The sequence below is a fragment of the Bradyrhizobium sp. AZCC 1578 genome (genome assembly GCF_036924675.1).
Classification (GTDB): Bacteria; Pseudomonadota; Alphaproteobacteria; order Rhizobiales; family Xanthobacteraceae; genus Bradyrhizobium.
Genome location: NZ_JAZHRZ010000001.1, coordinates 4,171,716 through 4,197,714, shown reverse-complemented (window position 1 = coordinate 4,197,714; position 25,999 = coordinate 4,171,716). Strand labels below are relative to the sequence as shown.

At 62.6% G+C, this 25,999-nt stretch carries 25 protein-coding genes; 8 read left to right on the top strand and 17 right to left on the bottom strand.

Annotation, left to right across the window (positions count from 1 at the left end):
* Window positions 1-158 precede the first annotated feature (158 nt).
* The 3 genes from V1290_RS20010 to V1290_RS20000 all read right to left on the bottom strand — a co-directional run bounded on the left by V1290_RS20010 (window position 159) and on the right by V1290_RS20000 (window position 4,615).
* Entirely contained in the window at window positions 159-2,240 is a 2,082-nt protein-coding gene (locus V1290_RS20010) for a DUF4387 family protein (protein ID WP_334365997.1), read from the bottom strand.
* A 122-nt stretch (window positions 2,241-2,362) separates the two neighbouring features.
* The gene (locus V1290_RS20005; RefSeq protein WP_334365995.1) at window positions 2,363-3,292 is read right to left on the bottom strand and encodes a LysR substrate-binding domain-containing protein; all 930 of its coding nucleotides are present in this window, start codon (window positions 3,290-3,292) and stop codon (window positions 2,363-2,365) included.
* 42 nt (window positions 3,293-3,334) lie between these two features.
* Window positions 3,335-4,615 carry a 2-hydroxycarboxylate transporter family protein gene (locus V1290_RS20000; RefSeq protein ID WP_334365994.1) on the bottom strand — a complete coding sequence of 427 codons (1,281 nt, stop codon included), beginning with the start codon at window positions 4,613-4,615 and terminating at the stop codon, window positions 3,335-3,337.
* Window positions 4,616-5,165: 550 nt separating this feature from the next.
* Between V1290_RS20000 and V1290_RS19995 the strand changes: the two genes are divergently transcribed.
* Both V1290_RS19995 and V1290_RS19990 read left to right on the top strand, forming a co-directional pair.
* A complete protein-coding gene (locus tag V1290_RS19995; protein WP_334365993.1) occupies window positions 5,166-5,315 on the top strand; it encodes a hypothetical protein in 150 nt (49 codons plus the stop codon).
* Window positions 5,312-5,710, top strand: coding sequence for an MAPEG family protein (locus tag V1290_RS19990; protein ID WP_334365992.1), 399 nt, complete (start codon window positions 5,312-5,314; stop codon window positions 5,708-5,710). Before V1290_RS19995 ends, V1290_RS19990 begins: the two co-directional genes overlap by 4 nt.
* A gap of 287 nt (window positions 5,711-5,997) precedes the next feature.
* Here the strand turns inward: V1290_RS19990 and V1290_RS19985 are convergent, their stop codons facing one another.
* A complete protein-coding gene (locus V1290_RS19985; protein WP_334365991.1) occupies window positions 5,998-7,305 on the bottom strand; it encodes an MFS transporter in 1,308 nt (435 codons plus the stop codon).
* 232 nt (window positions 7,306-7,537) lie between these two features.
* On the opposite strand from V1290_RS19985, the gene fabA reads away from it, so the two are divergent.
* Window positions 7,538-8,068 (top strand): bifunctional 3-hydroxydecanoyl-ACP dehydratase/trans-2-decenoyl-ACP isomerase, encoded by a 531-nt coding sequence (gene fabA, locus V1290_RS19980; RefSeq protein WP_334369107.1) that lies wholly within the window; start codon window positions 7,538-7,540, stop codon window positions 8,066-8,068.
* Between the two features lie 162 nt (window positions 8,069-8,230).
* Here fabA and V1290_RS19975 read toward each other — a convergent pair whose 3' ends face one another.
* Together V1290_RS19975 and V1290_RS19970 are read right to left on the bottom strand one after the other, a co-directional pair.
* Window positions 8,231-8,455, bottom strand: a complete 225-nt coding sequence (locus V1290_RS19975; RefSeq protein WP_035726722.1) for a hypothetical protein — start codon at window positions 8,453-8,455, stop codon at window positions 8,231-8,233.
* 640 nt (window positions 8,456-9,095) lie between these two features.
* Entirely contained in the window at window positions 9,096-9,614 is a 519-nt protein-coding gene (locus V1290_RS19970; protein WP_334365990.1) for a copper chaperone PCu(A)C, read from the bottom strand.
* A gap of 386 nt (window positions 9,615-10,000) precedes the next feature.
* Between V1290_RS19970 and V1290_RS19965 the strand changes: the two genes are divergently transcribed.
* Window positions 10,001-11,104, top strand: coding sequence for a transporter (locus V1290_RS19965; RefSeq protein WP_334365989.1), 1,104 nt, complete (start codon window positions 10,001-10,003; stop codon window positions 11,102-11,104).
* A gap of 113 nt (window positions 11,105-11,217) precedes the next feature.
* Here V1290_RS19965 and V1290_RS19960 read toward each other — a convergent pair whose 3' ends face one another.
* Both V1290_RS19960 and V1290_RS19955 read right to left on the bottom strand, forming a co-directional pair.
* Window positions 11,218-12,915, bottom strand: coding sequence for a methyl-accepting chemotaxis protein (locus tag V1290_RS19960; protein ID WP_334365988.1), 1,698 nt, complete (start codon window positions 12,913-12,915; stop codon window positions 11,218-11,220).
* Window positions 12,916-12,959: 44 nt separating this feature from the next.
* Window positions 12,960-13,163: a hypothetical protein gene (locus tag V1290_RS19955; RefSeq protein WP_334365987.1), complete on the bottom strand. Its 204-nt coding sequence runs from the start codon at window positions 13,161-13,163 to the stop codon at window positions 12,960-12,962.
* A 12-nt stretch (window positions 13,164-13,175) separates the two neighbouring features.
* Here V1290_RS19955 and V1290_RS19950 point away from each other — a divergent pair, with 12 nt between their 5' ends.
* Window positions 13,176-13,487, top strand: a complete 312-nt coding sequence (locus tag V1290_RS19950; RefSeq protein ID WP_334365986.1) for a hypothetical protein — start codon at window positions 13,176-13,178, stop codon at window positions 13,485-13,487.
* Window positions 13,488-13,605: 118 nt separating this feature from the next.
* On the opposite strand, the gene V1290_RS19945 is transcribed toward V1290_RS19950, so the two are convergent.
* The gene (locus tag V1290_RS19945; protein WP_334365985.1) at window positions 13,606-14,676 is read right to left on the bottom strand and encodes a helix-turn-helix transcriptional regulator; all 1,071 of its coding nucleotides are present in this window, start codon (window positions 14,674-14,676) and stop codon (window positions 13,606-13,608) included.
* Window positions 14,677-15,295: 619 nt separating this feature from the next.
* Here V1290_RS19945 and V1290_RS19940 point away from each other — a divergent pair.
* The gene (locus tag V1290_RS19940) at window positions 15,296-16,504 is read left to right on the top strand and encodes an MFS transporter (protein WP_334365984.1); all 1,209 of its coding nucleotides are present in this window, start codon (window positions 15,296-15,298) and stop codon (window positions 16,502-16,504) included.
* Between the two features lie 28 nt (window positions 16,505-16,532).
* On the opposite strand, the gene V1290_RS19935 is transcribed toward V1290_RS19940, so the two are convergent.
* From V1290_RS19935 to V1290_RS19920, 4 genes are read right to left on the bottom strand one after another with little or no spacing between them, the layout of a single operon-like run.
* Window positions 16,533-17,174: an arylsulfatase gene (locus V1290_RS19935; RefSeq protein ID WP_334365983.1), complete on the bottom strand. Its 642-nt coding sequence runs from the start codon at window positions 17,172-17,174 to the stop codon at window positions 16,533-16,535.
* A 57-nt stretch (window positions 17,175-17,231) separates the two neighbouring features.
* Window positions 17,232-18,242, bottom strand: a complete 1,011-nt coding sequence (locus V1290_RS19930; RefSeq protein ID WP_334365982.1) for an amino acid ABC transporter substrate-binding protein — start codon at window positions 18,240-18,242, stop codon at window positions 17,232-17,234.
* A gap of 10 nt (window positions 18,243-18,252) precedes the next feature.
* Window positions 18,253-19,602 (bottom strand): aspartate aminotransferase family protein, encoded by a 1,350-nt coding sequence (locus V1290_RS19925; protein WP_334365981.1) that lies wholly within the window; start codon window positions 19,600-19,602, stop codon window positions 18,253-18,255.
* A 5-nt stretch (window positions 19,603-19,607) separates the two neighbouring features.
* The gene (locus V1290_RS19920) at window positions 19,608-20,483 is read right to left on the bottom strand and encodes a MurR/RpiR family transcriptional regulator (protein ID WP_334365980.1); all 876 of its coding nucleotides are present in this window, start codon (window positions 20,481-20,483) and stop codon (window positions 19,608-19,610) included.
* Between the two features lie 146 nt (window positions 20,484-20,629).
* Here V1290_RS19920 and V1290_RS19915 point away from each other — a divergent pair, with 146 nt between their 5' ends.
* Entirely contained in the window at window positions 20,630-21,817 is a 1,188-nt protein-coding gene (locus V1290_RS19915) for an amino acid ABC transporter permease (protein ID WP_334365979.1), read from the top strand.
* Window positions 21,818-21,821: 4 nt separating this feature from the next.
* Window positions 21,822-22,940 carry an amino acid ABC transporter permease gene (locus V1290_RS19910; RefSeq protein WP_334365978.1) on the top strand — a complete coding sequence of 373 codons (1,119 nt, stop codon included), beginning with the start codon at window positions 21,822-21,824 and terminating at the stop codon, window positions 22,938-22,940.
* Between the two features lie 34 nt (window positions 22,941-22,974).
* Here the strand turns inward: V1290_RS19910 and V1290_RS19905 are convergent, their stop codons facing one another.
* The 4 genes from V1290_RS19905 to V1290_RS19890 form a co-directional block, all read right to left on the bottom strand.
* A complete protein-coding gene (locus tag V1290_RS19905; RefSeq protein WP_334365977.1) occupies window positions 22,975-23,799 on the bottom strand; it encodes a phosphodiesterase in 825 nt (274 codons plus the stop codon).
* A gap of 76 nt (window positions 23,800-23,875) precedes the next feature.
* Window positions 23,876-24,382 carry an extracellular solute-binding protein gene (locus V1290_RS19900; protein WP_334369106.1) on the bottom strand — a complete coding sequence of 169 codons (507 nt, stop codon included), beginning with the start codon at window positions 24,380-24,382 and terminating at the stop codon, window positions 23,876-23,878.
* Window positions 24,337-25,149: an extracellular solute-binding protein gene (locus tag V1290_RS19895; protein ID WP_334365976.1), complete on the bottom strand. Its 813-nt coding sequence runs from the start codon at window positions 25,147-25,149 to the stop codon at window positions 24,337-24,339. Before V1290_RS19895 ends, V1290_RS19900 begins: the two co-directional genes overlap by 46 nt.
* 29 nt (window positions 25,150-25,178) lie before the next feature.
* Window positions 25,179-25,997 carry a carbohydrate ABC transporter permease gene (locus V1290_RS19890; RefSeq protein WP_334365975.1) on the bottom strand — a complete coding sequence of 273 codons (819 nt, stop codon included), beginning with the start codon at window positions 25,995-25,997 and terminating at the stop codon, window positions 25,179-25,181.
* Window positions 25,998-25,999 lie beyond the last annotated feature (2 nt).

Sequence of the window (25,999 nt, the reverse complement as noted above, 5' to 3'; positions counted from 1 at the left end):
GAGGGAGTAGGCAATTCCGAGGGAAATCGTCACCGAGTGCAGATAGCATGGCAACTGACGATGTTGGTCGGAAGCTCGAAGAACAATTGCTTCCATGAGTGGTATTGCTGAAGGAAAGTCGCGGGGAGCGGGAGACAGTGCTCCCCGCGGACGTTGGCTCAGAACGAAGATACCTTGGCGAGTGCTTGGGCATAGACGGGTACCGAAAGGTTCTCGATCGCGGACTGCTGCTGCGCGCCGAACACATCACGTTCGTCGGGCGAGGCCGAAATATTGAGCCGGTCGATCGAGATCTTGATCGCGTTGCACGTATCGACGAAGAAGGTGCCGACGACGCGATCCAACGGCAGGTCGAGGATGCGCGCCACGCTCTCGCGCGTGAACATGTTCGAGCTCAACGCGATCTCGTAGTTCTCGCCGGAGGTGAAGATCACATCGAAGGTAAGCCGATTGATGCCGGCGTCCTTGGAGCGGATGACCACCGCCATGTCGAGCAGCCGATGCTCACCGACCCGGAGGCCGGAGACGGGCACTTCCTGAATGAGGCAGAGGGTGCGGTCGTCCAGGCTTCGCGAGTATCCGGTCTCGCCAACGTCGAAATAGGCAGGCCGCGCTTCTCCGGTCTTCGTCCAGCTCGCTCCTTTCGCGTCGTAGTAGGTGATCGGGAACATGGCGTTCTTGATCACATCCTCGTTCTGAAGGAGGTGGTAGAGCGTCCACTCGTAAGCGTCGGGTGCATCGAGCCCGATCAAAGAGCCTGGCTTGGGCGTGACAAGATTGGTGATCCGTGCGACCTCGGCAGCGTGTCGCGCCGCGAGCGATGCGGCATCGCGATCGATGGTGCGTACGAGGATCGCGGGGGCAGTCTCGTCGGCATCGATGATCCGGTAGCTCGCATCTTTAAGTGCCGTAGGAAATTCGGCTTCGATCAGGTTGATCACCGCCTTCTTGATCTTGTCATAGTTGGCAAAGAACACCGGATCGCGGGTGCCGCTGGGAACGATCGCACCGAACGAGCCGTTAGATCGGCGGAAGTTGACGAGGTTGGGCGAGAGCGGATAGGCAATGTTGCCGGCGGTTGCCTTTCGTCCTGGATAGCCGTAGTGGATGAGGTAATGGGTGAGCAGGCTAGCCAGCAGCACGGCAGCCTCTTCGGACTTTGCGGTGGTCTCGATGATGATGCCAAGCTCGCGATGGCCGGAAGCCGTGGGTTGGGCTTGCACGCCGTTGCGGCCGTAGACCAGCACGTCCGCCGGCACTTTCGGCAGGTCGGCGGGGTCGATATGGAGCAGCGACACTTTGCGGGCGCCGAGGCGGCGGGCTCCTTCCAGCTTGATGCTCCACGGCCAGGGCTTACCCGATCGGACAAAGCGGCTGTTGCGTATGCCGGCGACCCGCGAATCTTTTGAGAAGAACTCCGTCTTCTCCATCGCCAGGATGCCTTCGGGGTAGAACTGGAGCTGCGGATGGCTCTCTTCGTAGAGCGAGTGCGCGGCGATCGAGTACGAAGTGCAGCGGCGTGTGGGATTGGGGGCGACGAACAGCGCCGAGTTGTCGTCGTAGACTTCGGCGACGAGACAATCCGACGGCGAACCTGGATCGCAGGCTAGCGCGCCGCATTCAAGTACATGCCCGACATGGTAGGCGAGGCCGGCATCGATGCCGCGGCGGATCATATCCGAGGCGAAGAGCGCGATGTCACAAGAGCGGCCGGCAAAGATATATTGCGCGCCACTCTCCAGCGCTGTGATCAGCGGGTGGATTCCCATCTGTCCGACGATCGTGCTCTCACGCAGCGCTTCCTCGTCGAGCTCCGGACCGAGCCCGGTGCAGCGCAGCGCGCCCGCTTTGAGCTCGTTGATGACGACTTCGGGGTCCAGCTCGGCGCTGATCACGGCGACTTTGGCGTTGGCGATCCCCAGTTCGGCGAAGACTTCCTTGGCGATATCCAGCATGTAGTCGAGATTGCGGTCGCCGCCGGCCATGCCGCAGCTTCCCAGAATGACGGGAACGCCGAGCCTGCTGCCAGCTTCGACCATGTGCCGATAGTCGAGTTTGACGGCATCGCGTTCGAAATATTCCGTACCCGTCCCGAGATAGTAGGGACCGGCATCCATCGAGCCGGCGTCGGAAATGATGGCGTCGATGCGCCCCTTCAGCGCTTCGTCGAGGCATTCCTTCGGATAGCCGTAGCCCAGCGCGCCACAGGCAGACACCACGCGGTAAATCAGATTTGCCATTGCTTCGATCCTTCAATGCCGGCCGCCAGTATTGGCGCGACTTCATTGGACCGCAGACAAACCCGATCTCCATAAGGCGCACAAATACCGTCTTCGTATGCGCCTATATTGACCGCCGATAGCTAACTTTGACCAAGAAGCTCGAGCCCTGGATAGACATGCTCGCGCGTAAGCGCGATGACGTAGTCCGCTAGCGCGAGGCGTACCGCCTCCGCCGCACGGCTGAGCGCAGTGTCGCTCGACCACATCACGGAGGCTGTCAGGAAGAGAGGCGGCTCAATCAGTGACGGGACCCCGAGATCGGCGGCTCCTTCGCCATGTTCGAAGCCGCGCGGCAACACTGTCCCGCCCAGCCCCTGTCGGACAAGAGACATGATCGAGCTGAGCTGATCTCCCTCGCTGACGATATTCGGCGACACGCCGATCCCGGCGAACTCGCGATCGAGAACGGAGCGCAGGATGTTCGGTGCGGTCGGAAGAACAAGCGGAAGCTTTGCGAGCTTTTCCATCGAGATCGTCCCGGTGGACCGCGATATCCGCTTGTCTCCGATATAATAGAGACGCTGTCGGAAAAGAGGCGCTCGAGAGTAGCCGGCGGCAAACTGATCCTCGAAAAGAAGCGCCAGGTCGAGCGCATGGGTCGAGATTTCGCGTTTCAGCGTCTCGCTGTCCGAGATGTGAAACTTCACCATAACCTTTGGAAGCCGCGCGCGGCACGTCTGGATGAAGGGCCCGCCAACCGTCGCCGCCAGAGTGGATGACATGCCGAGAGCCACGACGCCGTCAGGCTCGCCGCCGGTCGAACGCACAATTCCCGGCAATTGCTCGATCCGCCGCAATATGACCACTGCTTCGCGGTAAAGCACCTCGCCAGCGGGCGTAGGGCTTATGCCCCGCGCATGGCGCTGCAACACCGGCACGCCGAGTTCTTCTTCGAGTTCCGCAATCTGTTGGCTGAGCGCGGGCTGCGCCACATGGATCGTCGCGGCGGCCCGGGAGAAGCTTCCCGCTTCGACGATCTTGACGAAGTATCGCAGGTGCCGCAGTTGCAAGCTGCCCCCTTTTCGCGCCCGCGTGCGTCTCGGTTTACCTCGTCAAGGTTGTAGCACAGTCGCGGCCTGCAACGTGAGCAACACGGTCAGCGCTCCGCCGAGGCGAGTCACCAGAAGCGCGAAGGGTAGGAGGTTCACGCGATCTCCTGCGCTGAGGATCGCAATGGCGCCAGTTCCGCCCATGGCTACCCTTGAAAGCGTGATCGTTGCGCCGTCGGCCGGGTTCAGCCCCATCCATCTCGAGACGAGATAACCGGTAACGGAAAGAGCCAGGACCGCTGCGAACGCCATGCTCAGGAGGGGCGCTGCAAGGCCCGCCACGAGGTATTCCCAAGGCACGAGCATCAGGCCGACCAGCCACAACACGGGAAAGAGCAGGTAGGACGTGAAGTAGTTCTGGACGGCTTTCATTCCGCGCACAACGGGTGCCGGTATACCATCCAGCGCGCTGGCCGTCATGCCCACGAGGATCACGACCAAGGGGCTGGAAACTCCGAACCAATGCGAAACCACGGCGCCGCAGACATACAGCGCGATGATGGCGCCGATCGCCATGCCGATATCGCCGGCGCGGACAGACTCCGCGGCGGCCGATGTAGCGGCGGCGCCCCGGACCCCATCGGCCGGACGGATCATGCCGATTATCCCCGCGACGGCAATCGCCAGGAGATTGGCGACGAGCAGCGAAGGAAGCATCTGGGCCAGCAGCGCCCCCTGCATCTGCCCCCATTGGTTGGCGTAACCCGTCGCAAGCGGCAGCGCTCCAGCAGTCAACCCACCGGCCATCATCGGTGCCACCTGCAGGAAAAACGCACTGGAGAAATCCGTCGCCCATAGGGCCGCCCAACCCCATGTCGCCGCCAATGCCGCGAGGCTTCCGCAGAAGACCGGGACGCCAAGCTTCATGGCCATGCTCCGCATGATTTTCCAGTCGACCTGCACGCAGCCGCCGAGAACAAGAACGCTGATAACCCATCCCACGACGTCCAAACGCTCCATGGCGGCGCCCAGCGACCCGATCGTGTTTCGGGGCACCCATGAAAGGTCTGCAAGCAGCGATGGGACGACTAGGCAGAGCGCGGTGTCAATGCCGATCAAGCGTAGCCACGAAACGCGGCGGAACTCCGCGCAGACGAAGGCGCCGAGAACTACAATCGCGAGAGCGGCGCCAAGGCTGCCCACAGACACAGCCGAATCCGCGACAGCCGCAACGACGCCAACAACGAGCGCTAATACAACAGCGCTTAGGAGACGCGTACTTAGCGCCATCCACCGATGCGAACTTGCCGTGCTGGATATCGCACTTTTTTTGAACTCGGGCATCGGGGCCACCTGCGCTCTTGGCCATCATAAGGCACAAGCGCCACAGCCTGCACAAGCCGCGTAAGCAGTGCGTAAGCACGCGGGAGAAAAATCAGTGCGGGTTTTCGGATAGGAACGCCGCTCGTGTTGTTGAGAATATCCAGTTGCTTCAGATGGATAGTAGCATAGCGTGCCCTATCGCATTTTTCGGATGGGCACGTTATCTTGCTCCGAAGGCAAAGGTCACACGTTCGAATCGTGTCGGGTGCGCCACGCCGAAGCAGACCTGGATCACCACCACGACTGGAGCACCTGTTCGATCCCGCTGTTTCGCTAGCTGGCTGCCGGGTACGTCGACGTCCGTCTGATGTCTGATATACGTCCCGGTCAAGCGTTTCCCCCGCAATCGCGGCTGCCTTGCGAATGCCGTGGTGAGCGCCACCGGCACGCTTCTGTGCGAACCGCCGCTTGCGCGAAAACGTATCAAAGGCGCCATCGACACCTGACGAGAGAGGCGCGCCTCCTCTATAACACGTGACCACGCGGGACCCAGGCCGGGGATTGCCCCTCGATGGACATTCAGTTTCTCACTCTGATCGCGATCGGCTTTGTCGCGCAAATGGTCGACGGGGCCCTCGGCATGGCGTTTGGAGTGCGGGGTAACGCGGGAATGCTGAAAGCCCGCCGCACCTTTTTGAAAGAGGACCCAGGATGGGCATGAGCTTCGAGCTAATGGTGCTGGCAACCGCAACTCTTTGGGGCTTCCTTCAGCTCGTCGCTGCGGCGCAGGCCGCAAACGCGCAGTACGGCCTCAAATGGGCCGCGAGCCCGCGCGACGTCGAGATGCCGCCGCTCACGCCCATCCCCGGGCGCATCAATCGTAACTTCCGCAACTACATGGAGACGTTTCCGTTCTTTGCCGCGGCGGTTCTCATTGTTCAGGCGGCGGGCGTTCACAATGAGCTGACCCATTGGGGATCGATTGCCTATATCGGCGGGCGCATCGCTTACACCGCGCTTTATATATCCGGAATACCGCTCATCCGCTCGCTGTTCTGGAACATCGCCGCCTTTGGCATGCTCGCGGTCCTGGCGGCGCCTTTCGTGCCGCGCTGAAGCGCCCGACGGCACCGGATGCGGGCTTCTTTTGCGTAGGCATCCTGCGCATCGCCGCGCGCAACAGCGTACACCATCAGCGAATTTGCTGCGCCATCATAGCGCCACGGCGAAGCAATAGTGCCCTCTCCATCGACCGTGGCGCGTGCACTGTTGCCGGGCGCACGCGTGCGACGAGATAGTCGCGGCTCTACCGGCCAAGTTCACGCTCCGCCTCCGCTAAAAGCGTGCGGCTCGACCAGCAGGCCTTGTCGTTCATGATGCCGCGTCAACCGGCGAGCCCAAGGTCAGCTCTCCGACGATGGAGTCGAGCTGGCATTGGCTTGCATGGGCGCGCGCGCATAGGCCTCCGGGATAATAATCGAGGGATCGGCCGGGTCCAGCGCATCGTGCGTTACCACCGTACCCACGAGTGCTGTCGAGGCAAGATCGAAGTCGGTCTTCTGTGGCGAAGCGAGCGAGACCTGCACCTGCGTCCGATACAAAACGTAGGCCGCAAGCAACGCCTGGACCATCGCGGTGAACAGGAACAAGGCGCGTGGCCCTTCCGCCGACATGAAGGCAGCGGCAATGAGCGGTCCGACCACTGAACCGAGGCCGTTGGTGAGCAGGATCGTGGCGGCGATCGGTACGACATCACTCGCTGGGGTCTTGTCATAGGCATGAGCCGCAGCGAGCGAATAGCCGGGCAGCGCGAGCGCCCCGAAGAGGATACCGAACAGCAGCAGCATCATTCCGGATGCGGAGATCAGCCACGAGGCAATGCCCGCGGCGGCGGCTCCGATCAAGAGAACGAGCAGCACCAGGCGGCGATCGACGCGGTCGGACAGACGGCCTACCGGCCACTGGACGATGGCTCCGGCCAGCACTGCCGTACTCATGAACAGCGCCACCTGATCGATGCTGAGGCCGCTGCCGGCGGCCGACAGCGGCGCAAGGCCCCAGAATGCACCGTTAGCTGCGCCAATCATGAAACTTGCGACCAGCGCGACGGGTGCCGCGCGGTATAGCTGTCCGACGCGAAGGCTGACGGTGGTAATCGGTGCTGGTTGCGCCGCACGGGTCAGGGCCACCGGAACGATGGCCAACGAGGAAAGCATGGCAGCCACCATGAAGTTCCCAGCCTCAGCGATCGGATAAAGCGTTACCAGGGCCTGACCAAATGTGATGGCGCCGTAGTTGACCACCACGTAAGCCGACAGCACGAGCCCGCGAGTCTCGTTGGAGGCGCGATCGTTGAGCCAGCTCTCGACCACCAGGTAGAGACCGGCGAGGCAGAGGCCGGTTACGCCGCGGAAAACTATCCAGGCCACGACCACCGGCGCGAGCGCGTGGGCAAGCGCCACGGCTGCCGCCACCGCCACCATCGCTGTAAAAGCGCGAATGTGTCCGGCGCGCTGGATCAGATAAGGCGCGAGCAGACAGCCGCTGACGAAGCCGACGTAATAGGCCGAGCTGATGACACCGAGCGCAAGATCGTCAAAACCTTCCGCGCTGCCGCGCAACGGCAGCAACGTGAATTGCAAGCCGCTGCCCGCCAGCAGGAACGCCAGCCCCAGGAGCAACGACACGATCGGGCGCAAGGTCTTCGGCATCCGGATCGACTCAACAGTCACCAGAGTCCAGTTTCATTGAATCTACGATGTGTTGATAAGACCGTAGATCATAAGAAGTTTCGCGCCCAGCGTATCGGATGGGCCGCCGCGTGGACCATTGCCGGCCATCGAGCGCGACCCGAAGGCATGCGGCGGAAACTTTGGCTTGAAGTCAGGCTACGGAAAGCACATTTGACAACCGCCCGCTAAACATCGTCAGAGGTGCATGGCCGTGTCCAACCCGCGCGACTTTCACGCTCCGCAATCGTCCTACACAAGAGAGGATCTGCTCAAGTCGAGCGAAGGCGGCTATTTCGGCCCGGGCAATGCTCAGCTCCCGGCACCGCCCATGCTGATGATGGACCGCATCATCGAGATCAGCGTAGACGGCGGCGAATTCGGCAAAGGCCATGTCATCGGCGAGCTCGATATCACGCCGGACCTCTGGTTTTTTGACTGCTACTTTGCCGGTGATCCGGTAATGCCGGGCTGCCTCGGTCTCGACGCCATGTGGCAGGTCATTGGCTATTGGCTTGGCTGGTCGGGCTCCCCAGGCAAAGGACGCGCGGTCGGCGTTGGCGAGGTCAAGCTACAAGGCGGTGTCAAGCCGGACACAAGGTGCGTGCGATACGAGGTCAGCATGCGCCATGTCAGGCGCAGCAAACTGGCGGTTGCAATTGCGAACGGCCGTGTGTTTGCCGACGATACATGCGTCTATGTCGCCAGGGACATGCGGGTCGGACTGATAGCGTCGGCGAGCTGATATGCAACCCACGAAAGAAGCCCCAAGCGGGCCACCGTAAATTTCGATCGTATCACTGTCGAGGATGGCAGTTGGATCGATCGAGTTACCCATCTGGGACGGCGAAGGTAAATGGATCTTAACCACGCCGCCTGAATTCGTTAACTCCGGAGCGCACCGCCGTCAGTTCACCGCGCAGCTTGCGGAGTGGGTTGGCGTATTGCCGGAAGCGGCCTGACAGAAAGCCTCATAATAGGCTTCCAGCTCCGCTACGGCGCGATGCTCCCATTCCCTGGCTTGCGCCAGCAGGGAACCGCTATGAAGCGGCCGGAAGGCCGCGGTCTGGCGGTACAACGATGCGATTGTGCGGTAGCGGCGAACGTTTTCCATGATGGCCAGCCCGTTCATTGTTTGGATCTCCCCATTCCCTTTCCCGGGCACGAATTTGCGGCAGAACGATTTTCGATTAGTTAGCGGGACTGGAAGAGAGCGCGTGTGGTTTCCGAACTGTTGACGGCGGATGCTCGGCCGACGGTGCGGCCCCACCGGAGTCCGCACGCTCGACCGCTTCACTCATCTGGGCTGTGCGCGTTGACTGCGGCGAGGTCGAGGGATTGCTATTCGAACAGAGAACCCCTTCCGAACGATTGCCAGCCGAAATAAGGGACACAGTGCTCCCCTCGCGCGCTATCGCCGGGATCAGCAGGGCGCAGGCGAGGTAGGCCAGCCCGAGGCCGAGAAGTGATGCAGACAGAAGTGCGGCCGCGGACGGCAGTCTTGCCCGCTCTCCTCGCGGCGATGGTTGCGGCTCGCTTGCAGTGATGACTGACATTCGATCGACCTGAAAATGAGGAGTTCGGACTGCAAGAAATCACTGCCCACGATGACACTTCAACCAGCGCTACTGCTGGTCCGTCGGGGAGACGCCGGACGCGCGACGAAGCCGCAACTTGCAATCATCGCGCGACTACTTGGGCACACGTTTGGTGGTCAGGACACACCTAGGCGCGGTGTTGATACTCATCCGACGATGATGTGAAGCCGTACCTTAATGGTGCTTGTGTGCGGCACCATTGACACCACTGACGGCGGCTCCGACGTTCTCCTCGACGTTGTAGATGATATCGACAGGCCCGGCCTTCTCGAACACCAGCGTGCCCTTCACCTTCTGGCCAATCAGGAACGGCTCCTTGAGGCCCATCAGCAGGATGCGATAGGCGCCGGGCTTGAGCTCCACGGTCTTGCCGGGCTTGATCTCAAGACCGTTCGCGAGCGGCCGCGTCTTCGCCATACCGTCCACATCGACCACCTCGTGCACCTCGATCTGGCCTGCCACGGGCGACGTGCCGCCGATCAGACGATCCGCAGTCTTTCCCTTGTTGGTGATGGTGAGATAGCCGCCCGCGATATTGGCATCCTTCGGAGTCGGGCGCGACCAGGGATGGCCGATGTCGAGCGCGCCGACCTTGTACTCATGCGCGCCGACGCTGGTCGCAATGAGCAAACTCGCTGCGACAAAAATAGCCGCGGTGACAAACACAAAGATATCTCTGACGATACTTGTCATAATTGTCCTACTCCGATACGCGCGCTGGACAGAGAAGCGTGTAGAGAATCAATCGGACGCGATTACGGCTGGCGCTCGCCGTGATTACGGCCGCTGCCGGACGTGATTGCGGCCACTGCGCTGTGACGCGAGCGACCCCGGACATACAACCAAGCAAACGATTGCGCCTCTCTCGCCATTGGCCCAACACGCGACAGCCACACAGACGCCTCGCCCGCGATGACGCGCTCGCTTTTCCGCTTTGCTTCGGTCGCCAGCCAGCCGCGCTTCTCGCAAGATCCAGTCAATCTCGCGCCCGATTGCGATGGCTAATCGCCGGACAGTGAGTACAGGGGGCGTATGTGTGTGCGTATCTTAGACGGCCTGCGGCCGGCATCTTTTCATCCATGATACTTTTTCTCACCGCTCCCGCAGAAGCGCATCATCCGGGCGGCGGGGGCAATACCGGCAGTGGCGGCCCCATCAACACCATTTCGGCCGACACGCTTTCCGAAGGACTGATCGCCGCATCGGTCCGCTACGAGTTCATCCGATTGGGCCAGCTCAGCGACGCCGACCTGCTTGCCGCCGCGAGCCGCGGCACGCACGCGCATTCGATCCGCTCGATCGATGCCGTCTCGCTTTCGGTGGCCTACGGCATCACCAATGACCTGACCGTTGCCGTTCGCGCCGCCGGCGTCCGCCGCTCGGGTATCAGCGAGCCCGCCGAGGACATGCTGAGCGGCGGCCATATGGGCATGATGAATATGAGCGACATGAGCAGCCTGATGAGCCCCGACGGCATCAACAGGCGCGGCAATTCGGCAGGGTTCGGCGACGTGACCATGCTCGGGCAATATCGCTTCCACAACAACGCGCAGACGGGAACGTCGGCCGCCGTGCTGTTCGGCTTCAAGGCACCGACGGGTGTCACCAACCGGCGTGACGCCGCCGGTCAACTTTTTCAGGCCGAATTTCAGCCGGGCTCGGGGTCCTGGGACGGCCTGTTCGGCGCCGCCTTGACCAAACGCGCTGGCCGCTGGTCGTTCGACGTGAGCGGCCTCTATTACCTGATCAGCACGGGCACGCAGGACACCAATCTCGGCGACCGCTTTTTGTTCGGCACCGCCGTGTCGTATCGCCTGGTCGGGCCAACCGGATCCGCGAAAGAGGTGGAGCTGCACGAATACTGCATGCAGCCGCGCAATCAATTGCAGGAGCATTGCCTCTATCACGCCAACCACGACCACAGCGACATGAAGAAGACGCCCTATACGCTCGACCTCGTTCTCGAGCTCAATGGCGAGTGGCACGACAAGCAGCGCATCGCCGGAATTCCCGACCCCAATTCGGGCGGCACCACGGTCTATCTCTCGCCCGGCGTGCGGGTGGGCTTCGATCGCTTCTCCGGCTTTGTCTCCGTCGGCGTGCCGGTCATCAACCAGCACAACGGCGTTCAATCCAAGCCGGATTATCGCGTGCTCACGGGGATCGGCGCGCGGCTGAACTGAACGCTGACGCCGCTGGCCGATCGAGGCGAGTGGCTCGGGCGCGAGCTCAATTTGCGGCTCGGCGACTGATCATCGCAAGTCCCTTTCAAACGCGGAAGGGCTGACGCGAGATGTCACGCGGCCCGGACGTTGCCGAGGAATTTGCCGGTTTCAGTTTTGAGCTGCTCGGATTGCGACGTCAGTTGACCGGCGGCATTAAGCACGAGGCTCGCGGCAGCGTCGACCTTGCTCGAAGCTTCGCGCACGCCCGTGATGTTCTGCATCACCTCTTGGGCGCCTTGCGCCGCCTGCTGGACGCTGCGGGCGATCTCGTTGGTCGCAGCGCCCTGCTCTTCGACGGCGGCCGCAATGGAGCCTGCGATCTCGTTCATTTGCCCGATCGTGGTGCCGATCTCGCGGATTGCATTGACCGTCGAACCGGTCGCATCGCGGATTTCCTGGATCTGGCTGGTGATTTCGTCGGTAGCCTTGGCGGTCTGCGCCGACAGCGCCTTCACCTCGTTGGCGACGACGGCGAAGCCTCTGCCGGCCTCGCCGGCCCGCGCAGCTTCGATGGTCGCGTTCAACGCCAGCAAGTTCGTCTGTCCCGCGATGGTCTGGATCAGCGCCATGACCTCGCCGATCTTTTGCGAGGCCTCGACCAGGCGGCCGACCATGGCCTCGGTCCGGTTGGCCTGCCCGACCGCATTCTGGGCAATTGACGAAGATTGGGTAACCTGCCGCGCGATCTCCTGGATCGAGGACGACAGCTCCTCCGCTGACGCAGCAACGGTCTGGACATTCGACGCCGTCTGCTCGGCGGCGGCCGCGACCTTCGCGCTCTGATCCGTCGTTCCCACCGCAATCGTGGACATCGACGAAGCCGAATTCTGCAATTCGTCGGCGGCCGTTGCGGTGCCCTGGATCACCCCGCCGATGCTACGCTCGAATTCGTCGGCGATGCGGGACAGAACCGCTTGCCGCTCCTCGGCGGAACGCGTCTTCATCGCTTCCTGTTCGGTGCGCAGCCGCGTGGTTTCCACCAGATGATCCTTGAAGACCTGGAGGCTTCGCGCAATCCGGCCGATCTCGTTGGTCCGGTCGACGAACGGAATCTCGGCAGCAAGGTTGCCCTTGACCAGTTCGTCCATCGCCGAGCAGGTTCTGTTGAGCGGGACGACCATGCCGCGGCCGAGCCAGAATGCAGAGAAGGCCGCGATTGCCAGTCCGGCCAGCCCGGCGATTCCAGCCCAGATCATCCGACTGAAGACCACCGCGTCGATGTCGTCGACATAAACGCCGGCCTGGATGGCGAGAAGCTTGTCGCCTGTGCCAAACGCCCCGACATAGGCGAGCTTACGAAGTTCGGCTCCGCCGGCGGAGCGGGGCGCCAGATACTCGACAAAGCCGCCGCCGGCGCGCGCGGTCCGCACGATATCCTGGATCAACAGCTTGCCGCTCTTGTCCTTGAACTCCCAGCGGTTGACGTTGATGTATTTCGGATTGACGTGCACATAGGTGACGCCGGCATCGGCGCTTCCCGTGCCGTACACGCCGATGTAGTCGGCGTGTTCACCCCAGCGCATGGCGCCGATCGAAGCAAAGGCCATCTGACGCGCCCGGTCAGGCTCGATCTTGCCGGCCTTGGCCTCACCTTCGTACTGGGCGAGGATCTTCGTCGCGGACTCGACAAGATTGCGGACCGTGGTGCGCCGCTCGGCCAGGACCGCATCGCGCAGCACCAGGATCTGCAAGGCGGAGACGGCCAGCAGCACGATCGTCAGCGCCGCAATGACCATCGCAAAGCGCTGATAGACGGTGAGGTTTCGCATCCGCTTGCCTTTCCTGCCGGTTGCGAATGCGTAGCAACACAACGTTAACCGACGGTTATCGGCGGATCCTTCCGGCATGACGCCCGGCTTTGTGCGTCAGCTTCAAGGTTGAGCAAGCCGTCACGCCGCACCGCTGCCAAATCGCGCTTGAAATCATCACGCCGGGGCGACACAATGTTGCCTGTTCCTTCATCAACCGTAATGCGCCAATGCATCAGCGCACCCTGACCGGTGGCATGGTGCGGCAAGAGTGACTCATAATGGCTGAAGCCGATCTCGACGTCGTCATCCGGCAAATCGCAAAAGCGCAGAACAAGAGCCTGATGGCAGCCGTGAAGAAGCGGCGCGACCAGATCATGGCCCGCGCGGCCAAGGCAAAGGACAAGGAGACGCGGGACCAATTCCGGCTGATCGCCAAGAGCACGATGGAGCTCGGCACGGCCGCGGCCAAGCGGCTGCAAAACTCGGCGCAAAACACCGCCGATAGTTACGCGCGGGCGATCAGGAACGCGGCCGAGGAAGCAGCGACGGCGAAGGCGGCGAAAAAGCCGGCCAAGAAGAAAGAGGCCTAGCCGCGATCGGTGCCAAGCATCGCCTTCTGATGCGGCTTGTTGCAGCGGTTACAATAGCGATCCTGCCAGCAAAGTGCTCAAGAACCTGCTCTCTATTCGAGCTCGCCGCAGTGACTGTCTAACTGACCGCGCGGTAGGTGCTCGGCGTTGTACCGATCAGTCGGCGGAATCGCCGGTTAAAAGTGGCCAGATCCTCGAAGCCAGCCTTGAAAGCGATCCTGGAAATCGGATCCGAGCTCTCGCGGAGCCGCCTTGCAGCGCGGTGGAGCCGCGTATGCAGAATGTACTGATGCGGCGTCATTCCGGCTACTTGCCGGAACGTGCGCAGAAAATGATAGGGACTCATTGCAGCTTCGCGGGCAAGCGCGTTGAGCCCTATCCTTCCATCTGGTTGTGCATCGATGCGGCGGATCGCCCGGGTAATCCGCCGCTCATCGTGCGCGCTTGGAGTGCGGATAGGCGCGACTTTGTCGGCCGTCATCATCAAAACGGCGCCGGCAAGTCGGGTCGCGATTTCCTCGAGAGCTGCTCCGTCGCGCTGATCGCGGGCGACTTCAGCATCGGCGAGTAGACCAATGAGTTCGTTTGTCGGAGGCAAGCCGGCATGGACGAATGTAGTCCTGCGTGCGCCCGGCACGCCTGCGGCAATGCTCTCGAAGAATGCTGGCGCGAAATGAAACGCGAGACACCGGTCGCCCTGCGCATGCTCATGTCCGCACTCGAAGCAACTGCCGGCATTGCCGAGCAGAAGCGATCCCGGCACGAGCGTCGCGGCTCCAACCTGCGTCCGGTACTGAAAGCTTCCTTGCGCCACTGGCGAGATTGCCGTTTCGGCATGCTGCTCGACGAAAGAGTGGTCGTGCGGCCCGAAGTCGCAGACCACGTCGCGCACGCTCCAACCGGGGCCAGACGCCAATACCTGAATCTTGAGTGCCATAACGCCAGAACGCACAATTCGGTCTCGGGTTCTCCAACAGAGCGGGCAACGGGCTGTTCCGGCCAGCCCCACCATATTTAGCAATTTTTCCCAAGCGAAAACCGGCGCCGCGCCACATCTGCAGGGCCAACCGGTCGATCCGGATCCCGCCTCAGGCTTGCGCTTCAGTTTCGCGGCACGGCCCGTGACAGTCAGCAAGTTCCATGCGGCGACCTTTGATTTATCCCGATGGATTATCGGATCGAGGCCCACTGTGAGGCCAATCGTTAGAGTCAGAGGAGGCTACGATGACATCTGCGCACACCAGAAATGCGCAAGCGCCAAGCTCGCTTACCACATCATTTCCTCGCGTGCTCCACGCCGATGGCCCGGATCCAGAGCGCAAGGCCAAGCTAGAACTGTATTCGTGGCTCGTCGGTCAGTGGGAGATGGACGTCACCACAATACTTGAGGACGGGTCCACCCATGCCGGTCGCGGCGAGATTCACGCAGGCTGGATATTGCAGGGCCGCGCCATACAGGACGTTTGGATGATCCCGCGCCTCGAGCAACGGCGCCCGGGTATTGAACAGCTCCCCGGGGCAGGAAATTGGTACGGAACGACGCTGCGCATCTACGATCCGAATCTCGATGCTTGGCGCATTCTATGGAATGACCCTGCGACACCGACGTTTTCACGCAACAGATCGGCCGCGCACGAGACCGAGATATTGTGCAGGAAGGTCCGGATCCACGAGGCGGCTCGATGCGCTGGACCTTTTCCGAAATTGAACCGGCGTCTTTTCATTGGACGGCGGAGCGGAGTTTGGACCACGAAAACTGGCGGAAGGAAGTCGATATTCGTGCGCGCCGCATGTGAGCGGCTGCCGGCGTGTCCAGCGACCACATCCGGAGCTTACGTGAGGTCGTGTGCGCAGAACCAAAATCCACCGCAGCTCTTGCATTCGGCTACTTCGTTGTGGGGATCGGCGCTTTCGCGGTGACTGGTCTGCTCAACGAAATCGCGCGGGAGCTTGGGACGTCAGTCGCAGGTGCGGGACAGTTGATGTCCGCCTACTCGCTTGCGCTCGCGGTCGGGGCGCCGCTGCTGATACCTCTCACGAGGCGATTTGGTCGGCGGGACTTGATTGCGGCGGGACTTGGCTTGTTTGGAGTCCTGCAGTTTGCCGCGGCGGTGGCGCCGACCTACAGCACGCTTGCAGCGGCGCGCATATTTGCAGGCCTTGCTGCCGCGGTCGCCACTCCGCACTCGATCGCTGCCGCGGGTCTTGCAGCTCCGCCCGGACGGAGCGGAAGAGCCATCGCCACGATGTTTCTCGGGTTCACGCTCTCGATCGTGATCGGGATACCCGCAGGAAACGCACTCGGAGCGGTTCTTGGCTGGCGCGTAACGCTCGGCCTTGTCGGCGCAATGTCGTTCGCGAGCGCGGCGTGGGTCGCGCTCACGGTTTCAGCCAAACTGCCGAATACACCGGTAGACTGGAACGCATGGCGGTCTTTGGCGGGCAACGCAGTCATTCTATGGTTGTTGCTGACCACGGCTCTCCAGTGTGCAGGTCAATTTACACTCTATACCTACCTGGCCCCCATCCTCAGGGACAGCCTGGGCATCGATGCGACGGGAATTGGCCTTCTGTTCGGCTGGTTCGGAGTAGCGGGGCTTGCCGGCAATTACTTCGCGAGCCGCGTGATTGATCGCATTGGCGCCGGACGTGTGGTTGGCGTTTGCCTTGCCCTTATGATTGCAGCGTTTGCGATGTGGCCCATCGCACACGGCTCGCTGGTGACTACGATGCTGGCGATCTCGATCTGGGGGCTTGGCGGTTTCGCTATTCATCCGTCTCAGCAGGCACGGCTGGTGCTCCTGGCGCCGGAACTGGCTTCAGCCTCGGCGGCATTGAACCTGTCCGCCACGTATTTCGGGCAAATGCTCGGCAGCGCCTTCGGTGGCGGCCTGATCACTTGGTTCGGTGCGGATGCGCTCGCTTGGGGAGGAGCCGCTCTGCTTGTTGCTGCGATTGGAGCAGCATTTGCCGCTGGCCAGCGGCCCGCGGCAAGAGATGACGTTGAGCAAGCCTAGCCGAAAAGACGCCAAACGAGGAAGAAGCCTAGGTTCGGTCCACGCCGAGCATCTTGATCAGTTTCTGCACCGCGCTGTCGGGCGTGGTCAGCACCGGCCGTCCCGTCGCCTCGGCGACCGCGTCTGCCGCTGGCGCCAGGCTGTACTGGGCGAGCGCGATCAGGTCGCAGTCGCCCAAGCTCCTCGATGCTTCCACCACCAGGCGGTCATGGGTCGCGCGATCCCCGCGATCGAGCGCGGCTAACGCGCCTTCCGCCAGTATCGGCACCAGCTCGACCTGCGACGGAAACTCCGGCGGCATCGAGGCGAGCGTCGGCGGAAACGTCGACAACAGCCCGATCCTGCGGCCACGCGCGACGGCCTGCTCGATCATCGCTTCATTGGGCTTGAGCACCGGCATCGGGGCGTGGGCCCGTGCGACGGCTTCGATGCAGGGACCGAACGCCGAGCAGGTGAACAGGATCGCATCCGATCCGGTACCGACGGCGTAGCGTCCAAGCTGGAGGAAACGCGCAGTCATCGCGTCGGTGAGCCCGCCGTCACGCGCCAGATCGGCCGACAGGCTGTCGTCGAGCAGATTCATCAGGCGGGCCTCCGGCCAAAGCCTGGCGAAGGAAGCCTCGATCGGCGCAATCGAGTGTTTCAGGGCGTGGATCAGGGTAATGCGCATATGGGTCAGTCTGGCTGCGGCGCGACTTGTGTCAACCCGCCGCGCCGCAACGTGTCACTACTTGAACGGCAGAGCGTACATCAGGCCGCCCTTGGTCCAGGTCGCGTTGAGGCCGCGATCGAGTTTTAGCGGACTCGCCTTGCCGACATTGCGCTCAAAGATCTCGCCGTAATTGCCGCCCGCCTTAATCGCCTGCAGCATCCATTTGTTGTCGAGGCCAAATCGCGAGCCGAGCTCGCCCGAAGTACCGAGCAGCCGCTGGATGGCCGGCACATTGGATTTTGCCATTTGTTCGGCGTTGGCAGCGGTGACACCAAGCTCTTCCGCCTCGATCAAGCCATAGTGAAGCCAGGCGATGATGTCGGTCCACACGTCGTCGCCGTTGCGGGTGAACGGCCCGAGCGGCTCCTTGCTGATGGTCTGCGGCAGCACGGTGTAGTCGGCCGGATTGGAAGCCGCGGTGGTGATCGCGCCGGCGAGCGCGGAAGCGTCCTGGGTCATGGCATCGCAGCGCCCGCCAAAGAACGTCTGGTACATGGTATCGGTGCGGTCGAACACCAGCGGTTTCCATTCGATGCCGTTGGCACGGCCGTAGTCGCCGAGCGTCACTTCATGGGTCGTGCCCTGCGCGACGCAGACGGTGGCGCCATTGAGGCCCTTGAGGTCCTTTACGCCGGCGTCGGCCCTTACGACAAAACCCTGGCCGTCGTAGAAATTGACCGGCCCCTGCCGCAGCCCCAGTGTTGCGCCGCGCAGATAGGTCTGCGTCGAATTGCGGTAGAGCACGTCGATCTCGCCCGACTGCAAAGCCGTGAAGCGGTTCTGCGCCGTGAGCGCGACATAGCGCACCTTGCTGGCGTCGCCGAGCACACCGGCCGCCAAGGCGCGGCAATAGTCGACGTCGAGCCCCTTGTAATTGCCCTGCGAGTCCGGGGTGGAGAACCCGGCGAAGCCGATGCTGACGCCGCACACCAGCGTGCCGCGCTGTTTGACCGTATCGAGCGTTGCGGCTTGCACCATCAAGCCCGACGCGGCGAGCAAGCCTGTAGCGATGATGATTCTCTTCATTCTGCTCCTCCTAATGACCAACACTCTTCAAGGCCCAGTCGACGGCGTGACCCAGCCGGTCGACGATCATGTCGACATCGTCTGATGTCGCGATATAGGGCGGCGCCAGCAGGACGTGGTCGCCGCTGCGGCCATCCGCCGTTCCACCCGAGGGATAGCAGGCAAGGCCGCCTTCGAACGCGGCGGCCTTGATCCGCTGGTGGAGCTTGAGCGCAGGATCGAACGGCGCGCGGGTGGCACGATCGGCGACGAGCTCAATGGCCTGGAACAGGCCCCGCCCCCTGATATCGCCGACGTGGCGGTGATTGCCGAAACGCTCGGTCAGGCGCCGTTCGAGCTGGCGGCCAAGATCCTTGACCCTGTCGAGCAGTTGCTCGTCATCGATCACCCGCTGCACCTCGAGCGCCGCGGCACAGGCGAGCGGATGCGCCAGATAGGTGTGGCCGTGCTTGAATGCGCCCGAGCCATCCCGGAGCGTATCGACGATGCGCCCGCCGGCGAGCATGGCGCCGATCGGTTGATAGCCGCCGCCAAGCCCCTTAGCGATGGTCTGGATATCGGGCGCGATGCCCTCCTGCTCCCAGGCGTGGCGCGTGCCGGTGCGGCCCATGCCGCACATCACCTCGTCCAGGATCAAGAGCGCGCCATGCCGGTCGCAGATCTCGCGGACGGCGCGGAAATATCCCTCCGGCGCCGGCACGCATCCGGCGGTGGCGCCCACCACCGGCTCGGCAATGAATGCCGCCACCGTATCCGGACCAAGGCGCTGGAATTCGGCTTCGAGCTCGGCCGCCAGGCGCGCCACGAAATCCGCCTCGGATTCGCTGTCACGTTTTTCGTGATAGGCGAACGCCGGCGTCACGTGGCTGAAGGCCGACGACAATAGCGGCGCGTAGGGTTCGCGCCGCCAGGCGTTGCCGCCGGCGGCGAGCGCGCCCAGCGTATTGCCGTGATAGCTCTGGCGGCGCGCGATGAAGCGCTGGCGTTGCGGCTGGCCGCTTTCGACAAAGTATTGCCGCGCCAGCTTGATGCTGGCCTCGATCGCTTCCGACCCGCCGCTGACGAGATAGGCGTAGGCCAGGCCGCCGGGCTCGTCGCCAACGAGCGCCTCAGCCAGCGCTTCGGCGGGCTCCGACGAGAAGAACCCGGTATGGGCAAAGGCCAGCTTCGATGCCTGCCGCGTCATGGCCTCGAGCACGCGAGGGTGCTGGTGGCCGAGGCAGGAGACGGCCGCGCCACCGGAAGCATCCAGAATCCGTCTGCCATCCTCGGCGACCAGCCAGACGCCATCGCCGCCGATGGCCTTCGGCGGCGTTTCACGCAGGCTTCGGTGCAGCAACCGGCTTTTGCTGGCTCCCATGGCGATCAACCTTTCTCCGCGACATATTGCGACAGCGCGGTCAACCGGCCTTCGGTCTCTTCGAGGCGCCGCTTGGCGCCGGCGCCGCCCAGCACGAAGGTCACGGCGGCCAGCGACTGTGCGATGGCGATGGCGCCGGTCAGGCTCGGAAAGAATCCGGGCGACGCGGCGGCCTCGTACAGCAACACATGGTCAGCCCCCTCCGCCATCGGCGCCGTAATCGTATCGGCAATCGCAACTAGCGTGGCGCCGGAATCATGGGCCACCCGCGCCGACAAAACGCTTGCCCTCGAATAGGGCGCAAACCCGATAACGACGACGGCATCGCCGCTATGGAACGCGCCCAGATCGAGATCTTCGGGACCCGAGCCGCCGACCAGATGCACCGCGTCCGGCCGGAACAGGCGGAGCTGATAATTGAGCAATTCCGCAACGCTGCGGCAGCTCCGAAAGCCGGCGATCCAGATGCGCCGCGCGGCGTGCAGAGCCTTGGCCGCGTTGGCCACCGAGCCGGCCGAAATGCGCGCAAGACCTGCCGCCTCGGCTTCCAGCTTGTCGGAGACCAGCGATATCTCGGCGTTGGGCCCTTTCCCGCCGCCCCTGGCGCGACCCGAAAACGGCGAAGATTGCGCGGGCCGGCGGGCCTCGGTCAGCGCGGCGCGCAATTCGTCCCATCCGGAATAGCCGAGCGCTTTTGCAAGCCGGGTGAAAGCGGCGGGATCGGCGCCGGCCTCGGCGGCGAGATCACGCATCGAGCGCGTGGTGGCGTCATAGTCATTGGCGGCAACGAACCGGCCGACTTGCTGCAGCCGCATCGGCAACGATGGCAGCGCACTGCACAAATCGTTCAGCGGCGAGGATTTCGGCCGGAGCTGCGCCATGAAACATATGTTGCACAGAATCCATTTTGGTGCAACATTTGAAATGCGCCTTGCGGGCCCATCGCCGAAGATCGCTACTGGAAGGTCGCTGCTGCAATACATCGTTGATCAAAGTCATCGCCGCTTAAGTCGAGGATCCTTGTGCTGTGACGACATCCACGCCCGAATTCCCTCGCCGCCGGCGGATGCGCCTCCGCCTGAATCGCCAGCAGATCAACGGCCTCGTCTGGCAGATCGTGGTGGTCGCCATCGCGGTCGCGATCGTTGGCTGGCTCTGGTCCAACGCCCTGCACAATTTGTCGGTGCGCCGGATTTCGACCGGCTTCGCCTTTCTCGGCCGCGAGGCCGGAATGCCGATCGCGGATAGCTGGCTTGCCTATAGCCCCAGGGATCCTTACGCCCGCGCCTTCATCGTCGGCATCGTCAATACGCTCCGCGTCGCGGTCATCGGCATCGTGCTCGCGACCGTGCTTGGCACGCTGATCGGCATCGCGCGGCTGTCGTCGAACTGGCTGTTGTCGCGGCTGGCTGCGGTCTACGTCGAAGTGCTGCGCGACGTTCCGCTGCTGCTGCAGTTGTTGTTCTGGTACGTGCTGATGCAGGGACTTCCGGCGGCACGCGCGGCCTGGAAGCCGATCGAAGGCGTCTTTCTGTCGAACAGAGGCCTGGTCTTGCCAGCGATTCCGATCGAGGAAGCAAATCTGTGGGTCATCGCTGCGGCCGCTGCCGGCCTGGGCGCCCTGTATCTATTGCGACGGCAGTTAGTGGCGCGGCAGATGGCGGACGGCAAGGCGCGTCCGTTCTGGCCCTATGCGCTGGCCCTGCTCGTCGGCCTGCCGGCGCTGGTGTCGTTTGGCCTCGGCGCGTCATGGACCATCACGTTGCCCGAACTGCGCGGCTTCAATTTTGTCGGCGGACTGACACTCGCACCGGAATATTTTGCGCTGCTGATCGCGCTCGTCACCTACACCTCGGCGTTCATCGCCGAAATCGTGCGCAGCGGCATTCAGGCTGTTCCACGGGGCCAATGGGACGCCGCGAATGCGCTCGGCCTGCGCCGTAGCTTTGTGCTTCAGCGCATCGTGCTGCCGCAGGCGCTCCGCGTCATCATTCCGCCGATGACCAGCCAATACCTGAACCTGACCAAGAATTCCTCGCTTGCGGTTGCGGTCGGGTATCAGGACGTGGTGTCGATCGCGAATACCACGCTGAACCAGACCGGACAGGCGATCGAAGCCATCGCGCTCATCATGGCCGTGTTCCTCACCATCAGCCTCGGCATCAGCCTGTTCATGAACTGGTACAATGCGCGCATCGCGCTGGTGGAGCGCTGATGCCATGACGTCGATCACGGACGCTCCGAAAAATCCGCTTCCCTTCGACGCGCGACCCCGCAGGACACCGGCCGGTCGCGCCATCCGGTGGCTGCGCGCGAACCTGTTCGCCTCGGTCGCGTCAAGCATCATTTCCGTGCTCCTGATCGCGCTGCTCGCCAAGGCGTTCGTCAGCCTGGTGCAGTGGGGCTACTGGAATGCAATCTGGATCGTTTCCGGCAACCAGACCGGCCCCTGCCGGTCGATCCGTGGGCTCGGCGCCTGCTGGGCTGTGATCCCTGAAAAATATCGCTTCATCCTGTTCGGCACTTACCCCTTCAATGAGCAGTGGCGGCCGGCGCTGGTGTGCCTCACCTTCATTGCGCTGTTCTGGGTGTCGAGCCGGCGCAATTGGTGGCGCAAGGAACTGGTATTGGTGTGGGCGGCGGCGCTGGTCCTGATTGGCGTCTTGATGTGGGGCGGCGTCTTCGGGCTGTCCTACGTTTCACAGGATCGCTGGGGCGGGCTGCCGGTGACGCTGATCCTGGCGACGTTCGGGCTGGCGTTCGGCTTCCCGCTCGGGATCGTGGTGGCGCTGGGCCGCCGTTCAAAATTGCCTGCGATCCGGTCGCTCTGCGTGCTCTATGTCGAGTTGATCCGCGGCGTTCCCCTGATCAGCCTGTTGTTCATGGCGAGCGTGATGTTTCCGCTGTTCCTGCCCGACGGCGTCAACATCGACAAACTGCTCCGGGCGCAGATCGCGTTCATACTGTACGCCGGCGCCTATCTTGCCGAAGTCATCCGCGGCGGCCTTCAGGCCATTCCGAGAGGACAGCACGACGCCGCCGACGCGCTCGGACTCACCTACTGGAAGAAGAACGGCCTGATCATCCTGCCGCAGGCGATTCGCCATGTGATCCCGCCACTGGTGAATACGTTCATCGCCTTCTTCAAGGACACCAGCCTGGTGCTGATCATCGGTATCTTCGACCTGCTGACGACGGCGAAGACCTCCATCATCGATCCCGCCTGGCAGCAGTTCAGCGTTGAAGTCTACGTGTTCGTCGGGCTGATCTATTTCGTGTTCTGCTTTGCTATGTCGCGCTACAGCCGGCAATTGGAAGCGCAGTCCCGGCCGGGCTGACGGCCGATCGCGGCGTGCCTGGCCTTACCCGGCGTTATCGGTCGGTCCATTCGATTGCGGCGCGGTCCTGCAACGAAAACAGCGGTCCATCGTAAAGGAACGAGCATTGGTGAATCACCACCTGCCCGGCGCCGACGGTCACGTGCGAATAGTCCGGCAGTTCGTGCGACCCGGGAATGTGATCCGCCGTATCGAGGTCGAACGCCACCTGATGCGATAGCGCGCGCTGGATGTGGAAGGCGATGCCGCGCCAGACGCCCGAGATCGGCCGGTGCAGATGGCCCATGAACAGATAGTCCGGCTTTCGCGTGCGTGCGATCACGTCCCATTCGGCCTCGGGATTGGCGAGCTTGATGTTGTCCATGTAGCGCAACCCGGCATCGAACGGCGGATGGTGCTGAAACAGCAGAAGCGGGCGATCGGCTGGTGCCGAGCCGAGCGCGTGTTCGAGGAACGCGAGCCGCGCCTCGCACAGCCATCCGGCATGATCAGGGGCGGCCTCGTTCAGCGTATCCAGCGTGACGATCGTGGCAGCATCGAACAAATGAATGGACTGCACAAAGCCGGATTCGTCGCGCGGCACGCCGGGGAAGAAATGGCCAAACGGACCGCGCTTATCGTGGTTGCCCATCAAGAGGATGGTCGGCGCCTTCAGCCGCGCCAGGACCGAGGCGAGATTTTCGTAAGCGGCGTCCTCGCCCCAATGGGCAAGGTCACCGGTCACGATCACAAAGGAAATATCCGGATGATCGCGGTTGATCCGCTCGACCGCCGCGCCAAGCCGCTCGGTGGGATCCAGCCCGTAAAGCCTACGGCCACGGGCGACGAAATGAGTGTCGGTGAGAATGACGAATTTCATCGAACCATGTCTCCCTGCTAGCGACCGCCGCGGCGTGGCGTGGTAGCCGCAGCGGTTCCTGGTAAGGCAGTTGTCGTCAACGCACCGAACCTACCGTCTTCGGCAGCAGCTTCTGCACGTCGCTCGTCATGTCGGCGAGCACGGCTTCCGCCTCCTTGGTGCGAGCACCCGTCACGATGGAGTTGAGATGATCCTTGATCACGTCGGTGATCTTGAGACCGTTGTCGCCGGGGAAGGCGTACCATTTGGTCAGCAGCGCGAGCTGGCTGACCGCTGTGTAATTATTCGGATTCTTGACGTAGAAATCCTTCAGGTGGATGTCGTTGGCGACCTTGTTCGGCGGCATGTAGCCGGTGGTCTCCGCCATGATCGCAGCGCCCTTCGGGCCGGTCCAGAATTTCACGACCTCCCAGGCCGCGTCACGCTTGGCCTTATCCTTGGCCAAGATCATCACGACATTCCCGCCGGCCGGCAACCGGCCGTTCGGCGATGCCACGTCCGGGAACGTGTGGGTCTTCAGCTCGAACTTGCCGCCGATCATCTGCGTGGTCTTGTTGAGGTCGGAGGTCGAGGTGACGTGAATGCCGGTCTTGCCGGCGGCAAAGGTCCGCGCATCGCCGGCTGGTCGAGATTGGGCATGCCGGCTTCACTGACAAGGCGCGCCAGGGTCCTGATCGCGAACTGGCCTTCCGGCCCGTTGAACGCCACCTTGTTTTCCTCGGCGTTCAACATGGTGCCGCCGCGCGAAAACACCGGCGCCTGCCACAGCCAGTTGCCGGTGATGTCCCAGGCATAGGTGATGCCGTTGATATCAGGGCCCAATGTCTTGATCTTCTTGGCGAGATCGATCAGCCCGTCCCAGGTCTTCGGCAGATTGGCCGGGTCGGCGCCGGCCTTCCTCGCCAGATCGAGATTGACGTAGACGATCGGCAGCGAAATCGCGAACGGCAGCGCATAGACCTTGCCGCTCGCCGTGCCGATATCGAACATCGCCTGATGGAAGCCCTGCTTGTCGAAATCCTTCTCGGCCGCGATATAGCCGTCGAGTTCGGCGGGAATGTTCTTGTCGACCAGCACGCGGATGCGGTTGAGACCCTGGAAGCTCACGTCGGGCATCTGGTTGGTCACCGCCTCGCGCAGCACTTTCTGGGTGCCTTCCTCGTAGGAATCATAGGGCGCACGCAGCGTGACCTTGATGTCCGGTCGCACCTTGGCGAACTCCTCGATGATGCGCTTGTGCGTGCCTTCGAACAATTCGGCATAGGGGTATTGAACGACGACTTCGGTCTGCGCATGCGCGAGGCCGGCGGCAAGCGAAAGGGCGGCTGCGGCAATCCATGTTCTGAACATTGTCGTCTCCTGAGGTTTGAAAAACTCGGTTACTTGATGCCGGTGAGCGTGATGCCTTCGATGAAGCGTCGCTGGGCGAACAGGAAGGCGATGACGAGCGGGGCGATGATGACCATCGCCGCCGCCATCAGCGGGCCGTAATTGGTTCCGGCCTCATTGTTTCGGAAGTGCGCGACCGCAAGCGGCGGCGTCTGCAAATGCTCGCTGTTCAGCACGATCAGCGGCCAGAAATAATCGTTCCAGTGCGCGACCACCGAGAAGATGCCGAACGCGGTCACCGCCGGAATCGCAGTCGGAAGCATCACGCGCCAGACGATGCCGAACTCGGAAATCCCGTCCATTCGCGCGGCGTCGATCAGGTCGTCGGGCACGGTCTTGAAAAACTGGCGCATCAGGAAAATCCCGAACACCGAGATCGTGAACGGCAGAACCAGCGCCGCATAACTATCGAGAACACCCAGTTTATGCAGCAGCAGGAAGACCGGGATCGCGGTCGCCTGCGGCGGAATAAGGATGCAAAACACTACGAGCGCGAACAGCACGTCACGGCCGAGAAAGCGCAATTTGGCGAGGGCGTAGGCGGCCGGCAGGGCGACCAGCACCTGAAGGCCGAAGATCGAGGCCGTGACGATCAAGCCGTTGAGCAGATAGCGCCATAGATCGGCCTTGGCGAAAGCTATCAGCAGATTGTCCCACAGCGCGAAGTGGTAGGGGATCAGGTGCAGATCGGATGAAAAAATCTCGGTTTGAGGTTTTGACGCGGTCGACACCATCCAGATGAACGGCGTCAGCATCACCAGCGCTCCCGCCAGCAGCACGATGTGCCGGATCGCAGACCACAGAAGCATGC

What these genes read in the sequence shown, in the direction of transcription:
- V1290_RS20010 (WP_334365997.1), bottom strand. Translation starts at nt 2,240, where the DNA reads ATGGCAAATCTGATTTACCGCGTGGTGTCTGCCTGTGGCGCGCTGGGC.
- V1290_RS20000 (WP_334365994.1), bottom strand. Translation starts at nt 4,615, where the DNA reads ATGCCCGAGTTCAAAAAAAGTGCGATATCCAGCACGGCAAGTTCGCAT.
- V1290_RS19995 (WP_334365993.1), top strand. Translation starts at nt 5,166, where the DNA reads ATGGACATTCAGTTTCTCACTCTGATCGCGATCGGCTTTGTCGCGCAA.
- V1290_RS19990 (WP_334365992.1), top strand. Translation starts at nt 5,312, where the DNA reads ATGAGCTTCGAGCTAATGGTGCTGGCAACCGCAACTCTTTGGGGCTTC.
- V1290_RS19985 (WP_334365991.1), bottom strand. Translation starts at nt 7,305, where the DNA reads ATGCCGAAGACCTTGCGCCCGATCGTGTCGTTGCTCCTGGGGCTGGCG.
- V1290_RS19975 (WP_035726722.1), bottom strand. Translation starts at nt 8,455, where the DNA reads ATGAACGGGCTGGCCATCATGGAAAACGTTCGCCGCTACCGCACAATC.
- V1290_RS19970 (WP_334365990.1), bottom strand. Translation starts at nt 9,614, where the DNA reads ATGACAAGTATCGTCAGAGATATCTTTGTGTTTGTCACCGCGGCTATT.
- V1290_RS19965 (WP_334365989.1), top strand. Translation starts at nt 10,001, where the DNA reads ATGATACTTTTTCTCACCGCTCCCGCAGAAGCGCATCATCCGGGCGGC.
- V1290_RS19960 (WP_334365988.1), bottom strand. Translation starts at nt 12,915, where the DNA reads ATGCGAAACCTCACCGTCTATCAGCGCTTTGCGATGGTCATTGCGGCG.
- V1290_RS19950 (WP_334365986.1), top strand. Translation starts at nt 13,176, where the DNA reads ATGGCTGAAGCCGATCTCGACGTCGTCATCCGGCAAATCGCAAAAGCG.
- V1290_RS19935 (WP_334365983.1), bottom strand. Translation starts at nt 17,174, where the DNA reads ATGCGCATTACCCTGATCCACGCCCTGAAACACTCGATTGCGCCGATC.
- V1290_RS19930 (WP_334365982.1), bottom strand. Translation starts at nt 18,242, where the DNA reads ATGAAGAGAATCATCATCGCTACAGGCTTGCTCGCCGCGTCGGGCTTG.
- V1290_RS19925 (WP_334365981.1), bottom strand. Translation starts at nt 19,602, where the DNA reads ATGGGAGCCAGCAAAAGCCGGTTGCTGCACCGAAGCCTGCGTGAAACG.
- V1290_RS19920 (WP_334365980.1), bottom strand. Translation starts at nt 20,483, where the DNA reads ATGGCGCAGCTCCGGCCGAAATCCTCGCCGCTGAACGATTTGTGCAGT.
- V1290_RS19910 (WP_334365978.1), top strand. Translation starts at nt 21,822, where the DNA reads ATGACGTCGATCACGGACGCTCCGAAAAATCCGCTTCCCTTCGACGCG.
- V1290_RS19905 (WP_334365977.1), bottom strand. Translation starts at nt 23,799, where the DNA reads ATGAAATTCGTCATTCTCACCGACACTCATTTCGTCGCCCGTGGCCGT.
- V1290_RS19895 (WP_334365976.1), bottom strand. Translation starts at nt 25,149, where the DNA reads ATGTTCAGAACATGGATTGCCGCAGCCGCCCTTTCGCTTGCCGCCGGC.
- V1290_RS19890 (WP_334365975.1), bottom strand. Translation starts at nt 25,997, where the DNA reads ATGCTTCTGTGGTCTGCGATCCGGCACATCGTGCTGCTGGCGGGAGCG.